Origin of the sequence: Paenibacillus tyrphae (genome assembly GCF_024158745.1) — a bacterium.
Taxonomy (GTDB): Bacteria; Bacillota; Bacilli; order Paenibacillales; family NBRC-103111; genus Paenibacillus_G; species Paenibacillus_G tyrfis_A.
On record NZ_JAMZAW010000018.1, the window covers coordinates 1 to 15,585 of the forward strand.

14 protein-coding genes are annotated in these 15,585 nt (G+C 55.9%); 2 read left to right on the plus strand and 12 right to left on the minus strand.

Annotated features, from left to right (window positions below; all coding sequences use genetic code 11):
* Positions 1-360 (plus strand): hypothetical protein (locus tag NI000_RS24455; RefSeq protein WP_253414007.1); only part of this gene is annotated, 360 nt, incomplete at its 5' end.
* Here the strand turns inward: NI000_RS24455 and ligA are convergent.
* The 8 genes from ligA to NI000_RS24495 form a co-directional block, all read right to left on the minus strand.
* Positions 357-2,375: an NAD-dependent DNA ligase LigA gene (ligA, locus tag NI000_RS24460; protein WP_253414008.1), complete on the minus strand. Its 2,019-nt coding sequence runs from the start codon at positions 2,373-2,375 to the stop codon at positions 357-359. The two genes, NI000_RS24455 and ligA, sit on opposite strands and share 4 nt — an antisense overlap.
* A 54-nt stretch (positions 2,376-2,429) precedes the next feature.
* On the minus strand, positions 2,430-4,745 hold the full coding sequence (gene pcrA, locus NI000_RS24465) for a DNA helicase PcrA (protein ID WP_253414009.1): 2,316 nt from the start codon (positions 4,743-4,745) through the stop codon (positions 2,430-2,432).
* A 16-nt stretch (positions 4,746-4,761) separates the two neighbouring features.
* Positions 4,762-5,445 (minus strand): heptaprenylglyceryl phosphate synthase, encoded by a 684-nt coding sequence (locus NI000_RS24470; RefSeq protein WP_253414136.1) that lies wholly within the window; start codon positions 5,443-5,445, stop codon positions 4,762-4,764.
* Between the two features lie 305 nt (positions 5,446-5,750).
* The gene (locus NI000_RS24475; protein WP_253414010.1) at positions 5,751-6,335 is read right to left on the minus strand and encodes a hypothetical protein; all 585 of its coding nucleotides are present in this window, start codon (positions 6,333-6,335) and stop codon (positions 5,751-5,753) included.
* 129 nt (positions 6,336-6,464) lie between these two features.
* On the minus strand, positions 6,465-8,393 hold the full coding sequence (locus tag NI000_RS24480; RefSeq protein WP_253414011.1) for an ABC transporter permease: 1,929 nt from the start codon (positions 8,391-8,393) through the stop codon (positions 6,465-6,467).
* Positions 8,368-9,150, minus strand: coding sequence for an ABC transporter ATP-binding protein (locus NI000_RS24485; RefSeq protein ID WP_253414012.1), 783 nt, complete (start codon positions 9,148-9,150; stop codon positions 8,368-8,370). Before NI000_RS24485 ends, NI000_RS24480 begins: the two co-directional genes overlap by 26 nt.
* Before the next feature lie 108 nt (positions 9,151-9,258).
* Entirely contained in the window at positions 9,259-10,368 is a 1,110-nt protein-coding gene (locus tag NI000_RS24490) for a sensor histidine kinase (RefSeq protein WP_253414013.1), read from the minus strand.
* On the minus strand, positions 10,365-11,069 hold the full coding sequence (locus tag NI000_RS24495; RefSeq protein WP_253414014.1) for a response regulator transcription factor: 705 nt from the start codon (positions 11,067-11,069) through the stop codon (positions 10,365-10,367). The genes NI000_RS24490 and NI000_RS24495 overlap by 4 nt, the downstream gene beginning before the upstream one ends.
* Positions 11,070-11,254: 185 nt before the next feature.
* Here NI000_RS24495 and NI000_RS24500 point away from each other — a divergent pair, with 185 nt between their 5' ends.
* Positions 11,255-11,629 carry a VOC family protein gene (locus tag NI000_RS24500; RefSeq protein WP_253414137.1) on the plus strand — a complete coding sequence of 125 codons (375 nt, stop codon included), beginning with the start codon at positions 11,255-11,257 and terminating at the stop codon, positions 11,627-11,629.
* A 91-nt stretch (positions 11,630-11,720) separates the two neighbouring features.
* Here NI000_RS24500 and NI000_RS24505 read toward each other — a convergent pair whose 3' ends face one another.
* The 4 genes from NI000_RS24505 to NI000_RS24520 all read right to left on the minus strand — a co-directional run bounded on the left by NI000_RS24505 (position 11,721) and on the right by NI000_RS24520 (position 15,546).
* A complete protein-coding gene (locus tag NI000_RS24505; RefSeq protein WP_253414015.1) occupies positions 11,721-12,782 on the minus strand; it encodes a spore coat protein in 1,062 nt (353 codons plus the stop codon).
* A gap of 26 nt (positions 12,783-12,808) precedes the next feature.
* Entirely contained in the window at positions 12,809-13,033 is a 225-nt protein-coding gene (locus NI000_RS24510) for a hypothetical protein (protein WP_253414016.1), read from the minus strand.
* Between the two features lie 135 nt (positions 13,034-13,168).
* Complete coding sequence (locus NI000_RS24515) at positions 13,169-14,158, minus strand: DUF4340 domain-containing protein (RefSeq protein ID WP_253414017.1); 990 nt, start codon at positions 14,156-14,158, stop codon at positions 13,169-13,171.
* Positions 14,155-15,546 (minus strand): GldG family protein, encoded by a 1,392-nt coding sequence (locus tag NI000_RS24520; RefSeq protein WP_253414018.1) that lies wholly within the window; start codon positions 15,544-15,546, stop codon positions 14,155-14,157. The genes NI000_RS24515 and NI000_RS24520 overlap by 4 nt, the downstream gene beginning before the upstream one ends.
* Between the last annotated feature and the right edge of the window lie 39 nt (positions 15,547-15,585).

The window sequence follows — 15,585 nt, forward strand, 5'->3', positions numbered from 1 at the left end:
AATGCTTGTTACGCTTGGCATTTCGTTCTCATTTGTTCAGTTTTCAAAGAGCTTTCGTCACTATTCTGTTCTGCCGTGACAAGATCTAATCTTATCACATCAAGACGAGCTTTGCAACTACTTTTTTTTCGTTGGCCGCTCGTTCAAGGCTTACTGCCTCTCGCGGCGACAAGCAATAATGTATCACAGATCCCGGGTCGAATGCAACCACAAATTTTGGCAATTGTAAATCGGGCCTACTCCTCGACATGTGACGTACTTTTTAGCGGGCATTTCATAGCTCTTGCCGAGAACGAAAAACCGCCGCGCTCCTTTTTCGGAACCGGCGGTCTCGTGCTGCACAGCGTGACGCGCGACTAGACGTCTCCTAACAGTTGCTGCAGCTCCTCTTCGTTATCAATAATACGGATGCCCAGCTCTTGGGCTTTGGTCAGCTTGCTGCCGGCGTTCTCCCCGGCAATGACGATGTCGGTCTTCTTCGACACGCTGCCGGTCACCTTGGCACCCAGCTTCTCCAGCTTCTTGGCGGCTTCATCCCGTCCCATGGTAGTGAGCGTACCCGTTAAGACGACCGTTTTGCCGAAGAACGGACTGCTTTCGTCGACGACCGCAGGCGCTTCTTCGCTGACCGGCTGTATACCGGCGGCCAGCAATCGCTCAATGCTCCGCTGCATCGCCGGATCGCGGAAGAAGCCGACGATGCTCTCCGCAACGATACCGCCGATATCCGGCAGCGTGATCAGCTCCTCGGGCTCCGCCTGCATCAGCTTCTCAAGACTGCGGTAATGCTCCGCAAGCTCCTTGGTCGTCGTCTTGCCTGTATTCGGAATGCCGAGAGCAAACAAGAACGATGCCAAATCGGGCTGCTTGCTTTTCTCGAAGGCGGCGATCAAATTCTCGGCCTTCTTCGTCCCGAAGCGTTCAAGCTTGATCAAATCGTCGAACGTCAAATAGTACAGATCGGACGGATCGCGCACGTCGAGTGAATCGTAGAGTTGCTCGGCCGTCTTCTCGCTGAATGTCTCGATATCCATCGCATCGCGGGAGGCGAAATGAGCAATGCGCCCGACAAGCTGCGGCCGGCAGTCCACCTTATTTGTACAGAATAAATGCGGACCCTTTTTCTCCAGATCGTGTCCGCAGGAAGGACACACCGCCGGAGGCACGATTTCGCTGCCATCCGCTTCTTCGGTCACTTTGCCGAGAATCTCCGGAATGACGTCGTTGGAGCGACGGATATAGACAAGACTGCCTAAACCGAACTTTAAATTTTTGCGTTCGATGTCGTCCATGTTGTTAAGCGTACAGTTCTGTACGGTCACACCGCCGATATCGACGGCTTCCACCCGGGCAAGCGGCGTCACTTTGCCGGTCCGGCCCACGTTCCAGCTGACGTCGAGCAGCGTCGTCACGGCTTCTTCGGCTTCAAACTTATAGGCTACCGCCCAGCGCGGGAATTTGTCGGTATATCCGAGTACTTCGCGGGTGCGCATATCCGTTATTTTTACGACCAGCCCGTCGATCAGAAAATCAAGCGTATTGCGCATGGCGACCAGTTTCTCCAGCTCTTCCTCCACCGCATCGATGCTGTCGACGAATTTGACGAAAGGGCTGACTTTGAACTGGTTGTCGCGCAGGAACTCGACCATTTCCTGATGATTCTGGAATTGCAGAGAATCGGCATAGCCGATGTTGTAAAAATAAGCGTTGAGCTTGCGCTCCGCCGTCACCTTCGGATTCAGGTTGCGGAGGGCGCCTGCAGCGGCATTGCGCGCATTTTTGAGCGGCTCGGCTGCGGTCGCGTTATAGGCTTCGAGCACGGACAGGTTCATTATTCCCTCGCCCTGCACCTCGATAATCCCATCGGTATATGGAATGCGCAGCGGCACGGAACGGATCGTTTTGACATTGGCAAGAATCCCTTCGCCGACGACGCCGTTGCCCCGTGTAGCCGCCTGCACGAGCTCGCCGCGGTCGTAAGTCAAATTCAGCGTCAGGCCGTCGAATTTCAATTCTACGACAAAGGATAAAGGCGGCAGCGGATCGTCCGGATGCTGCGTATTGTAGTCGTTCACGAGCTTTTGGGCGCGCGTATGCCACGCCATCAGATCGTCGTGGTTTTGCGCCTTGTCCAGGCTCCAGAGCCGGGCCAGATGCCGGTGCGGTTCGAACCCTTTGAGCAGCTCGCCGCCTACCCGCTGCGTGGGCGAGTAAGGCAGCACGGTGCCGGTTTCGGCTTCCAGTTGAACCAGCTTATCATAGAGCGCATCGTATTCGGCATCCGTGAGAGAAGGCTGATCCAGCGTGTAGTAAGCGTAATTGTGTTTATTGATCTCTTCGATGAGCGTCTTCATCGTTTCCAAAGCGTCCGGCATCGGAAATTCATCCTCTCATGGCTACGGGATATAAGGGTTGCCTCGCCTGGCGTTTTAGCTCTGCTTGGTAATCGGTGCAAATTTGGCCAGCAGCCGCTTGACGCCCACGGGCGCCGGGAAAGCGATCTGCAGCTCGGTGTCGTCGCCCGAGCCTTTGATGGCGACGACGACACCGGTGCCCCACTTGCCGTGCGACACTTTGTCGCCCATGGCAAAATCGGTCGCCTGCGCCGCGGGGGCCGCGGCTTTGGGCGCTGCGCCTCCCGCTGCGGCGGACGGGCTGCCGCTGCGGAAGCTCACCGGCGTGCGGCCCGCCTGCGTGGGCGCGCCGCCGAAGCCTCCAGCGCTGCCGAAGCGGCGTTCGCCGCCGGCCCACGCCGGGGTTGACGCTCCGCCGCGGCCGAAGCCGCCGCCGGCGCGGACGGTCTCCAGGAGCTCCTGCGGCAGCTCCTGAAGAAACCGGGACGGCGCGTTCGCCGTCGTCCGTCCGAACAACGTGCGCATCCGGGCGCACGTAAGGAACAGCTCCTCCTCGGCACGGGTAATGCCGACGTAGGCGAGGCGCCGCTCCTCCTCCAGCTCCTCGTTGTCCATCAAGGCCCGGCTGTGCGGGAATACGCCTTCCTCAAGGCCCATGATGAAGACGACGGGGAACTCGAGTCCTTTGGCGCTGTGCATCGTCATGAGCACAACGCCTTGTTTTCCCGCTTCCGGGTCCTGATTCATCGAGTCAATGTCGGCGATCAGCGCCAGATCGGTCAGGAACGAGACGAGGGATTTATCCTCGTTGCGCTTCTCGAAGTCCATGGTCACAGACAGGAACTCGTCGATGTTCTCCAGCCGCGCCTGCGACTCGATCGTGTTCTCCCGCTTCAGTTCCTCGCGGTAGCCGCTCATCTCGAGCATTTTCTCCGTCAGCTCGGTAACGGACAAATAATCGACCATCCGGTACAGGTTCTCGATCATGTCGCGGAAATCGGCCAGCGCGTTGCGGGCTTTGGCACCGATCTCCATGCTGTCCACGTTCTCCAGCATCGCAAACATTGATACGCCGAATTGCCCCGCCGCTGCCCCAAGCCGCTCGACCGTCGTATCCCCGATGCCCCGCTTTGGCACATTGACGATCCGCGCAAAGCTGATATCGTCGTCCGGGTTCGAGATAAGCCGCAGGTAGGCGAGAATGTCCTTGATCTCTTTGCGGTCGTAGAACTTGATGCCCCCGACGATCTGGTAAGGAATATCCGATTTGATCAAAATTTCCTCGATCACCCGGGACTGCGCATTCGTGCGGTACAATATGGCATGGTCTCGGAACAGCCGCCCTTTATCCACATTTTTGCGGATTTCGCCGGTGATGAAATAGCCTTCCTCATGCTCGGAATCGGCTTGATAAAGCCGGATTTTCTGCCCTTCACCCTTGTCGGTCCACAGGTTCTTCGGCTTGCGTCCGGTGTTGTTGGCGATCACTTTGTTCGCGGCGTTCAGGATGTTCGAGGTCGAGCGGTAATTTTGCTCGAGCAAAATGGTGGTGGCGTTCGGGTAATCTTTTTCGAAATCGAGAATATTGCTGATGTCGGCCCCGCGCCAGCGGTAAATCGACTGGTCGCTGTCGCCGACGACGCAAATGCGCTTGTATTTATCGGCCAGCATCCGGCACAGCATATACTGGGCGCGGTTCGTATCCTGGTATTCGTCCACATGAAGGTACTGAAACTTGTTCTGGTAAAAATCGAGCACCTCGGGCACTTGCTGGAACAGCTCGATCGTGGTCATGATCAGATCGTCGAAATCAAGCGAGTTGTTGGCCTTCAGCTTGCGCTGGTAGGACGAATATACTTTGGCGACGATACCGTCGAAGTAGTCGCCGATTTTGCGCTCGAATTTCTCCGGCGTCAGCAGCTCGTTCTTGGCGTTGCTGATCGCGGCCTGGACCGCTTTGGGCTCGAATTTTTTCGAGTCGATGTTCATCTCTTTCATGCAATTTTTGATCACGGACAGCTGGTCGCCCGAATCGAGAATCGTAAAATTCGACGTGAAGCCGATCCGTGAAATGTCGCGGCGCAAAATACGCACGCACATCGAGTGGAAGGTGGATACCCAAATATCTCCCCCCTGTGGGCCGACAAGGGCGCTGACGCGCTCCTGCATCTCCCTCGCCGCTTTGTTCGTGAACGTAATGGCCAGAATGCTCCACGGCGCCGCTTTGCGCGTCGCGATCAAATAAGCGATCCGGTGCGTCAGCACGCGGGTTTTGCCGCTGCCCGCCCCGGCCATGATCAGCAGCGGTCCGTCCGTCGCTTCGACGGCGCGTCTTTGCTGCGGGTTGAGCTTTTGAATCGCTTTGAGTATATCGATAGGTTCGTTGATCATTATTTTTATTTCCTTTCTAACGCATTTCCATTACCGCCGGGACCGTAGCAAGCGCCCGTTCAAGATCATCGTATACCGCGTTGCCTACAACGACGGTATGCGCCGCCTTGGCCGCCTCACGCGCTTTCTCCGGGCTGTCGATGCCGCCGCCGTAAAACAATCGCGACTGGGAAAGCAGCCGCTTCACCCGGCCGACCAGCTCCATATCGCCGAATACGCCGCTGTATTCCAAATAAACGATCGGACAGCGGAATAAACGGTCGGCGATGCGGGCATAGGCCTCCACATCTTTCGCGTCGAGCTGCGCGTCGGCTTCGGTCAGCTTGGCCGCCGTGGATTCGCCGTTCAATATAATGTAGCCTTCTGGGACGAGCTCGTCCCAATCCAAAATCGCGCCGTATTCCTTTAGCGCCTGCTGATGTCGTCCGACGATCCACTGCGTGTCCCCAGCGTTCAGCACGATGGGGATCATAAACAAGTCAAACCCCGGCACGATCGCCTCCGTGTCCGACACTTCCAAGACGCACGGCACTTCATACCGACGGATGCGCGCCAGAAGGTCGACGGTGTTGTCGAAAGTGACGCCGGACGAGCCGCCGACCATCACCGCATCGGTGCCGGAGAGGCAGATGCGCTCAAGCGCTTCGTCGCCGATCTCCCGGTCCGGGTCAAGTTTAAACACATGCTTCCACTCTTCCATACGCAAATGCAAAGAAAATGCCTCCTGTCCGTTAAACGCGGCAAGCCCGCCGCCCCCGGAAAAGGAACGTACGGAGCTGATTCATTCTGTCTCAAGTCAAGTCTATGCGAGCCCGCGCCCGGTGTCAATGAAGCCTGCGGGGAACCGCTCTTCTTCCTATTATACCATAAAACAAGCAAGGAATAGGAATGCTTGTTCGTCTGCATCGGAAGATGGACCGGAACCTTTTTCCATAGTCGACATACAAAAAACAGACTGGCGCGTAATAGACACCAGTCTGCTGTAAATAAAGCTGTTTGGGCTGTTCAAGAGCGGGTCTTGAATTCGCTGACGATCAAGCGGTCGCCTTGCACGCTGTAGGCGGACTCGTGATGCATGACGGATTCGCTGTATTCCTGCTTCGACCTGCCGGTCAGGCTGAGCTTGTACTGCCCCTCGGCCGGCTGCGATTTGTGCAGTTGATACTGTCCCCATTCGCTGCGCAGGCCCAGCATCGCCTTGGTGCTGTTCGCTTGGTACGTTCCGATCCGGGGGTCCCGGCGGTAAAAGTAATCGATCATCCGCCGCGCCATGTCTGGCGTATATACTTTCCCCAGTTGTGTCTGCATCTCGCGCATGGCGTGTTCGTCCATCTCCCCGGTAACCGGCGAAGACAGCACTTTATGCGTCCAGTCGTCCAATTGCTTAATCCAAGCGATGATCTCTTGATCGGACTTGTTCATGATTTCTTTTCCCATCGGCGGCGGCTCGATTTGGCTGAACGTCTGCAGCAGCCTCTCGCGGCCTACCGTTTTTTGCAGCGTCTTCATATCGGTGGCGTGGCGATCGGGCTCCCTTGTACAGCCGCACAGAAGCGCCGCGGCCAGAAGCAGTGTGACGATGATTTTCACCCGGATGATGCCCCTTCCGTGTTGGCTCTTTTTTCGTATTATGGTTCAAAGACGAAAAAATATACCAAGCTTGCGGAGGAGGTCCAGCCCATGCCCTGCTCATGAGAGTTGCCCGTATCATCTCATCGCTTACAAGCTCTTCATCTGGGCCATGTAAGCGCGGCGGGTGAGCAGGAAATAACCAAATTGCAACACGGCAAAAACGGAAATGACAAGCGCCCCGTAAAACCATACGTTCATCGAGAGTAAATTAGCCAGCGTCTTGTAAGCGAAAGCCGCGTGAGCCGCGCCTACGACAACCGGGAGCAGAAACAACAGACCGATCTGTACGTTAATGATCCGCCGGACTTCAGGCACAGACATCCCGATCCGCATGAGAGCGCGATATTGATGGTCGTCTTCCTGCAGCTCGGTGAACAGCTTGAAATACAGCATGCTCGCCGAAGCGACAAAGAACAGGAAGCTGACGAATAAACCGATAAGCATCGTTAATGACCAGCTTTGCTGGACCGCGGCATAGAAGGACGTGCGGTCGGACAAGCGCTTCCTATGCTCTTTGGGAACGGATTGCTTCACTTTCTCTACGGCAGCGGCATGCTCCTGCCAGCGGTTCAACTCAAATCCGTAATAGACAAGCCTCTGGTCGTCGGGCGTCTCTTTCATCATCCGGGAATACTCCCCGTCATTGACTACGAGCATCCCGGTCGCCGCCCCCATCAGGTTAATCACGCCTCCCGTCACCTGCCCGTCCATCTCCAGCGGCCAGGCTTGCCCGTTTAATTGAACGGTCCGCCGCGAGCCTTTTTCCATTAGTATAACGTCGCCCATTCGGTAAGGATAGCTGAATACGGCATGCCCCGGCGCGATCTGAAGCGGAGCTGCGTACTCGATTCCTTCCACCGCCCGATTGTAATCGGATTCCGAGATCAGCAGCGCTGTCGTATCGGAGACACGGGAGCCGTCTAGCTTAAGCGGGACCTGTACGCCTACGATTTTCAATTCCTTTGCCAAGCTCGCCCCTTCGGCGGCCAGTATGGCCTTGAGCTTGTCCGCATCGATCGCGTGACGGTCACCGGGCCCTTGTTCGGTAAAGCTTATCGTATTCGGAAACTGCTCCATCAGCTGCTGATCGATGCTCTTATAAAATACGTAAATCGTGCCCGACGCCGTCAAAATGACCGCGCTTAAAACCGAAACGACAAACAGCGTACGCGCGTTGTCTTTGATTTTGAACGCAAGCTGCGAGATCGCAATCAGATTCGTACGGTTATAATACAAACCCGTCATTCGCTGCAGTCTGCCGATAATCGCCACGCTCGCCTGCGTGAACAGGAAATAGGTGCCGATCACGGTTAAAAAAATGATCGGAAGCATAAGGTACATAATGAGCTTCACCGAAGTCGTGAACGCCAAATAATAGCCGCCTCCAAGGCAGACGACCGCCAAGACGGTCAGCCACAGGGAAGCCACGGGAGGCTTTTTCGGCTGCTTGCCCGCCCGCAATAGCGCAATGATCTGGCTGCGGCCAACGTTGAACATCGCAAACAGGGTCATCGCGAGAAACAAGGCCAGGAAACCGATGACCGTCTGAAGCAGCGCCTGGGGCGGTACGGCGAAGCGGATCGGACTATCCGTTTGAAGCAACCGCGCAATAGCCAAGAAGAACAGCTTCGAGAACAGCATGCCGGCACCGATCCCGACGCCGATCGACAGCAGTCCGATTATCATCTGCTCGTAGAACATCAGGCGGCAAATCTGCGAACGGGTCATTCCGAACAAGGTAAGCAAGCCGAATTCTTTCTTGCGCGTCTTGAGAAAAGCAAAGCTGGCGTACAGCACGAAAAAAAACGAGAACACGACGATCAGAATCTGACAGGCGAAGAGCACTTGTTTCACCATGCTCGCGGCTTTGATGTTCCCGTTTACGACTTCGGGATGGTAGATGAACGATCCGAACATATAGAAGACCATGACGGAAAAAGCGCTGCTCAGAAAAAAGGCGACATACCGGTGCCAATTGCCTTGAATATTTTTAAGGGCGAGCTGTCGGAAGTTCATCGAAGTTCCCTCCCAGCACGCTTAAGCTGTCCAAAATTTGCTGAAAAAAAGCCTGCCGGTTCGCGCCGCGGCGAATTTCCGAAAACAGCTTGCCGTCCTTGATGAACACGACCCGCTTGCAGTAGCTGGCGGCGAACGGATCATGCGTCACCATCAGGATGGTCACTTCCCGCTCCTCGTTAAGGCTGCGCAGCGACTCCATCACGTCTTTGGCCGCCTTCGAATCCAGATTGCCCGTCAGTTCGTCGGCCAGCAGCATCGACGGACGGTGAATGATCGCCCGTGCAATAGCCGTGCGCTGCTGCTGCCCCCCGGATACCTCGTACGTCCGCTTAGATAAAATCGGGGTAATGCCGAGAACATCGGCGATTTCCGCCACGCGCCGCTCGATCTCGGACGGCTTCGTCCCTTCCAGCACAAGTGGCAAAATGATGTTTTCTTTGATCGAGAGCGTCTCCAGCAGATTGAAATCTTGAAACACGAAGCCGAGCTCGCGGCGGCGGAATAAAGCAAGCTGCTTGTTGTTCAGCCTCGCCGGGTCGGTGCCGTTGATTTCAATATGTCCCGAGGTCGGTTTGTCGATCGTGGCGAGCAGATTGAGCAGCGTCGTCTTGCCGCTGCCCGACGGCCCCATAATGCCGGTGAATTCGCCCCGTTCGATTTCCAGCGAGATATGCTCCAGCGCTTTATAAACGACGCCTTTGCCGGCGCTGCCGTATATTTTGGACAAGGCGTCCGTCTTCAGTACAGTAGTCACGATGCGGGTCCTCCTTTGATCACTTCACTCTGCCTGTAGTATACGAAGGTTCCGCCGGCCAAGCCATCGATTCACCTTACATGGCAAACCCGTTTTCTTACAACATCGTCACTTAAGGGGCAGCAGCCCCTCGTGCAGCGCTCCGCTGCGCGGGAAATGAAGGCGGACGGTCGTTCCTTCCCCGAGCTTCGATTCGATCTCAAGCCGGTGTCCGAGCCTCCGGCACGCTTCCTTGGCGACAAACAGCCCCATGCCGGTCGATTCGGCGACCAGCCTGCCGTTCTCGCCGGTAAAAAAAGGATCGCACACCCGCGGAAGATCCTGCTCGGCGATGCCGATCCCTTCGTCCTGAAATACGGCATGGCAGCCGCTGCCGTCCTTCGTGATCGTCATGATCAGCGATTTGCTGCCGTCGTGCTTGCTTTTGGAATATTTAATCGCATTCGAGACGATTTGATGCAAAATGATGCCCAGCCATTTATCGTCCGTATCGATATAGCACGCTTCGTGGCTGGCAATCAGCTTCGGATATATCCGGTAGCGGATGCATGCCTTCTTATGCTCGTTAATGACATGGCGCACCGCTTGCAGCAGGTCGACTTTCTGCATGCGAAGATCCGCTTCGAACTTCTCAAGCCGTGCCGTGTGCAGCATCATGTCGAGGCCTTGACGCAGCTTCTCGTTTTCTTCCTGGATGCTCTCCAACACAGCCCCAACCGGACGTTGGGGCGCTTCCTTCGGCGCGGCGTGCGGCTGCTCGGTCAGCAGTCCGATGACGGACACCGGTGTTTTCATTTGATGCACCCACAACCGAACGAACGTTTGGTGCTGATCTTGTGAAATCCGGTGCTTCTCGAGCCGGTCGGTATAAGCGCCGTATAATTCCAGCAGCAGCTCTACAGCAATCCGCTGTTCCCGGGTGACGCCCGTAGGCAGGCTTATAACGCCCTCCATCGCCTCAGGCTTGCGGCCGTTGAGCCCGCTTTGCTTCAGTATGCGGAGGCCTTGGAAATACCCTCGCTGCCTGATGTAGTCCAAGATCAAGAAAGCGGCGAGCCCCGCTGCCGATAGTAACGCCATGTAGGCGATATTGTCTCCGTCGAGCGAAACGTTTTTGCCCAGCAGGTCCAACTGCACGACTGCCGCGATCAAGATCACATTGATTGAATAAATGACGATAAATCTGATGCGGTCGGCCAAAAAGTCGCGAAAGCTCATCCTTCGCCCTCCCATGAAGATTGAAGCCGGTAGCCCTGGCCGCGGACCGTCTCGATGGCGCGCGTGATGCCGAGATCTTCCAATTTTTTGCGCACCCTCGTCACATTCACCGTCAGCGTATTGTCGTCGACGAAATCGATATCGTCCCACAGCGCTTCAAGCAACCGTTCGCGGGATACGACTTCTCCCGCCTGCTTCAGCAGAAGATCCAGCAGCAGCAGCTCGTTGCGGCTGAGGTCCACTTTCCGCCCAAACCATTCGGCAGAGCTCCGGGTCCGGTCGACGAACAGGCCGTTCAGCTCCGTCAGCTCGCGTCCGGACTGCGCCTGCGCATATTCCCCATAGGCGCGGCGCAGAGCGCTTTTGACCTTCGCCATGACGACTTCCGAATGAAACGGCTTCGTTATGTAATCGTCGCCGCCGTTCTCAATGGCCATGATCTGGTCCATTTCCCCGACCCGCGCGGACATGAACAAGATCGGCACGCTGGAGACGGTGCGAATCTGACGGCACCAATAAAAGCCGTCGAAACTAGGCAAATTGATATCGAGCAGCACCAGCTCGGGCTTATGCTGAAGGAACGCGTCCTTGATATGTTTATAGTCGGTCGTCCGAACCGCTTCGTACCCGTACTTTTCCAAGTATTCCTGAAGGATACCGGCAATCTTATCGTCATCCTCCACGATCAGAATACGATACATTATCCCAAGTCCCCTCTCCATGTCGCTATGGAAATATTATACCCTTTTTTGGCAAGGCTCGGTTAGTAGTGGTGCTCGGTGCGGCTCTATTTACATGAAAATCAAAATCGCATATGATAGATTTGTACCATTTAATGAAATTTAGTTTCAATACATGAAACTTCAATGAGGGAGGATTAGTCATGATGGAAGCTCACGAATATGCAGGGATCGACCATGTCCAACTCGCCGCGCCGGCCGGATGTGAAAAAGAAGTGCGGGCTTTTTACGGAGAACTGCTGGGAATGCGGGAAATTCCGAAGCCCGAACCGCTCCGGGCGCGCGGCGGCGTATGGTTCGCCTGCGGCCCCCATGAGGTGCATATCGGTGTGCAGACCGACTTCGCTCCTGCGTCAAAAGCACATCCGGCTTTTCAGGTCAAGGATATCGGAAAGCTTAAACAAGCGTTATCGGAAAAGGGAATCGTCATCCGGGAGGACGTGCCGCTGGAAGGCATGCTCCGCTTTCACTGCCTGGACCCATTCGGCAACCGGCTTGAGTTCGTCCAGCGGCTGACATGAAATGCGGCCCGGGCGGCCGCTCCCGGAAATAAAACCGTACGCAGAAAAAAGCCCGGCGGTACCTGAAAGGTCCTGGCCGGGCTAGAGCGCCTTACATCATATATTTGCTGCTATGGGTCGTGCCTTGTTGGGAATGCGACTGCGGTTTATTGCGGTACGAGCCGGATACGGAAGCTTGACCCGACGTTGACGCTTCGGCTCCTGAGGAGCCGCTGCCGAAGCTGGAGCTGCTACCGGCTGGGCGGACGGAAGACGACGGAGCATAGCTCGTATCTTGCGTGGATGTAGTCCCGGTGTAAGTCTCCTGCCCGCTGCTGTATTTGTTACTGTTATAATCTTGAACCGACCGGGACGAGAAGTAGTCTTGGTTGTCCGTCCCGGTGACGGAGGATTTCACGCCATATTCGTTGTTATGCGCCCCGGCAGAGGAGGAAAACGAGCTCCCGAAGCTCGAACCGACTGCTTGACTGAGGCCCGGATTATAGGCGCTTGCCCCGCTCGTTTGACCCGCCCCCGTGCCGGTTAAGCTTGAACCGGCCGTTGTGCCGGCGCTTGAACCGTAAGCGCTCGAACCGGTCGTCGTATGACTGAAGCCGGAGCCGGACGTCTGGCCGTAAGTGCCGCTCGGGAATGCAGTAAAGCTGCTACTGCCGTAAGGCGATGCGGTCGAGGAAGTCGTGGTCGAGCCGCCGGACGGATAGCCCGTCGGATACACCGGCGCTTGGTAAACCGGCTGCTGGGCTTGCGGGAAAGCCTGCGTCTGCTGATGGGCGCTTTGTGCATACAGGTTTCCGCCTGTATAGGCGGCCTGCACCGCCTGTTGAACGACCGAATGGAGCTGCTCGGTCTTGCGAAGCTGCTGCTGGAGCTCCTGCTGCACTTCTTGCTGGGAAGCCATGCTTATGGAGCCGTATCCGCCCGATTGAGACAACACGTTGTACAGCTCGGCCTGATCCTGCAGCGTCTTTTGCGTCAACGACACAAAGGTTTGGCGAACCGCCGGATGCGTCGCCTCCAAGGCGGCGGTCGTATACTCGCGGGCCGTGCGCTTAAGCTCGGACAAGACGAGGTTTGCGACATCCTGCTCGTTCAAATGAAAGTGAACCGGCTGGGTCTGTGCCGGCTGGAGATTGGAGAAGTTTTGCTGATACATGTTTACCGCACCTCCTTATGGTTGCCCTAGTGGGTGGTTTGCGTTTGCTGCTGCAGCGTACGGAGCAGTTGGTCCGTATTTTGCAGACGGTCCTGCGCGATTTGCGCCAGCTTCTGTTTAAGCTGCGGATTCTGGCTTTCGGCTACGCCTTGAGCTGCAATTTTGGCGAGCAGCTCCTCGTTTTTGAGGCAGTCCGTAATATAGGCGAGCTCCTTCGTGCTGACCGTTCCTTGCTGTTGACCTGTAATCATCCAAATCCTCCTTCCTTGTTGGCCTTAGATTTCCCGCATGGTGGGAAAATATGTATGGCTGTCCAATTTATTTTTCAGTTCTCCACAAAAAAGGACGCCATGCCGGGACTGCATCCCGACAGACGTCCTATTGCTTTATTTCTGCTCCTTCGGCGCTTCTTGCTTCGGCGCCTCTCCTTGGGGGGTCTCCGGCTTGGCCGGCTCCTTCTTGCTCAAATCGGCCAGCTCCTGAATGCTCGCGGACGGAACGGCGAAGGCCCATTCTCCGCCCTGCTTCGCGATCCAGACGTTATCGCCCTCGACGGCTCCAACGTAGATGGAAGAACCTTCCTTGCCTCCGATGGACGCATCGGCTTCCTTAATCTCCATGCGCAGCTCCGGCTTATCCAGCCCCTTGATCTCGGTGATCCGCTTGGCCGGCTGATCCGAAGTCAGGAACGCCGTTTTATCCAAAAACTGGCTCGCATCAGCGCCCTTGAACTCCTTGTCGCCGAGCTTCCAGACCGCCTCGTACGATTTCTTGTCCGGCTCAGTCTTGACGATCGTCCAGGCTTGGCCTTTCCAATCGACGGCCAGCGAGCGGACCTGCTCGTAGTTCAGCTTGACCGGACTTTTTTCCATAAAATCAGTCTGCTGCTTCACCAGCGCATTCACCGTAGATTCGCTAAGCTGGAACACCTCCGGCGAAGAATTAAACTTCGCGTAATAAAATCCTTGAACGGCGGTCTTGTCGCCTACGGATAGCGTATTCGCCGTACCTCCGGCGAGGTTCACCGTAAATTCCTGCTTCGGCTTGTCGAGCCCGAATTGACCCAGGTCGGTCGGATTGGTGTCGACGGTTTTTTCTTTCTTGGCCCCGTTGAACGAATCGACCCAGGCTCCGGGGGCGTAGTCGTTAAGCGGAAGCGGGGACGGCTTGGTCATCGCCCATTTGCCGTCCTTTTGCTGCATTTCAATGACGGTATCGCCGTTTTTGATCGTATAGCCCGCCACATCTTCCTTTTTCACCGTGACAAGCGCCGGCGCTTCCGGCTTCTTCTCTTTGAAGAAGTCCTGACTCGATGCATACCAGAAACCTCCGATGCAGACTAGAACCAGAACGAGCGTCGGGATTAACCGCTTCATCCTTTTCTCCTCCTCCACCAAATCACGCCGCCCGCGATCAGGAAGAGGAATGGGAAGACCAGCACCGTGCCGTAGAAAATCATATTCCCCTGCCCTGCGGTCAGCATCGCCGTCTGGATAGCGTCGCCTTCGCGCGGACGAATCGTTACTTGATTTTGCTGCTCCTGCAGCCAACCGACCGTATTCAGCGCAAAGTCGCGGTTGCCCTGCTGCGCGATGACGCGGTCGTCGAACAACGTCGAACCGCCGAGCACAACGGCCTTCGGCTTCTTGTCTTTATCTTCGACAACGTAGCCGAGGTTGAGCGGGCCCTTCACGTCATTCGCGTCTTTGACGCTGCGGCTGCTGTTAGCGAGCGTCTTCAGGTCGGTCTCGCCGTAGGCTTGTTCGGTCGTCTTAAGAATCGACGTTACCGGGAAGTCCGCTACAGGCTGATCCGCATTCAGCGAGACGGCCAAAGTCATCATCGTCAGCAGATTGTACTGCTGCAGCTTGCTCGTAATGTTATGGCTGCCGTATTCCGGAATGATCGTAAGCGGATCGTACATCATGCTCTGCTTCGGCTCGATTGCCACCGCATGCTGGTCTTTGATGCCGTAAGCCGCCATGATCGCATCAATATTTTTCCAATTGGTTGCCATATCTTTATTGAAGCCGAGCGCCAGATACAGCTTGCCCTTGCCGTTCAAATACGTCTTGATCAGCTCGGCTTCCTTGTCGCTGAGATCGTTCTCCGGTCCGATGACGAACAGCATGCTGGCGTCATCCGGAATTTTGCCCTCGCGCAGCAGGTTGAGGTCCTTCACCTCGTAGTTCTCGCCTTCGAGGCCGCTCTTCCACATGTTCATCGAGCTAAGCGGAATTTCGTTATGCCCGGAGAGGAAGTAAACCTTGCTCTTCTCCTTGCTGTTCAGATTGACCAGCGCCTGCGTCAGCTTCTCTTCGCCGCTAAACTTGTATTGGCCCTGCTGCTGGCCGGGTAAAAACATATCGTAATAATAGATCGTTTTCTTCTGCGTGCCGCTCTCGACCACGAGTGTCCCCGACGGATCCACCTCGTACTGCTTGGCGATAGCCGGCTGTTTGATCATATCGTATTCGTCGAACGTAATCTTGCCGTTCCGCTTCTTGTACTCCTGCACCAGATCGACGACTTGCCGCTTGATGTATGGATCGGTTTGATCGCTTGTCAGCGATATGATGTGCACGTCTTTATCCAGCGCCTGAAGTGTCTGGGTCGTCTGATCGGACAGCGTAAATTTTTTATTTTGCGTAAGGTCAACCTGAAGGCCCTTGACCGAACTCAGAAAAATGGTCAGCACGATGAAAATGCCGATGACCGCCAGCGACAGCACGGTCGCATTCGTGCCGCGAATCCACTTGTTCACTTTGCCTTTCCCCCTTCTGCTTGGACTTCTTCCGCAGGT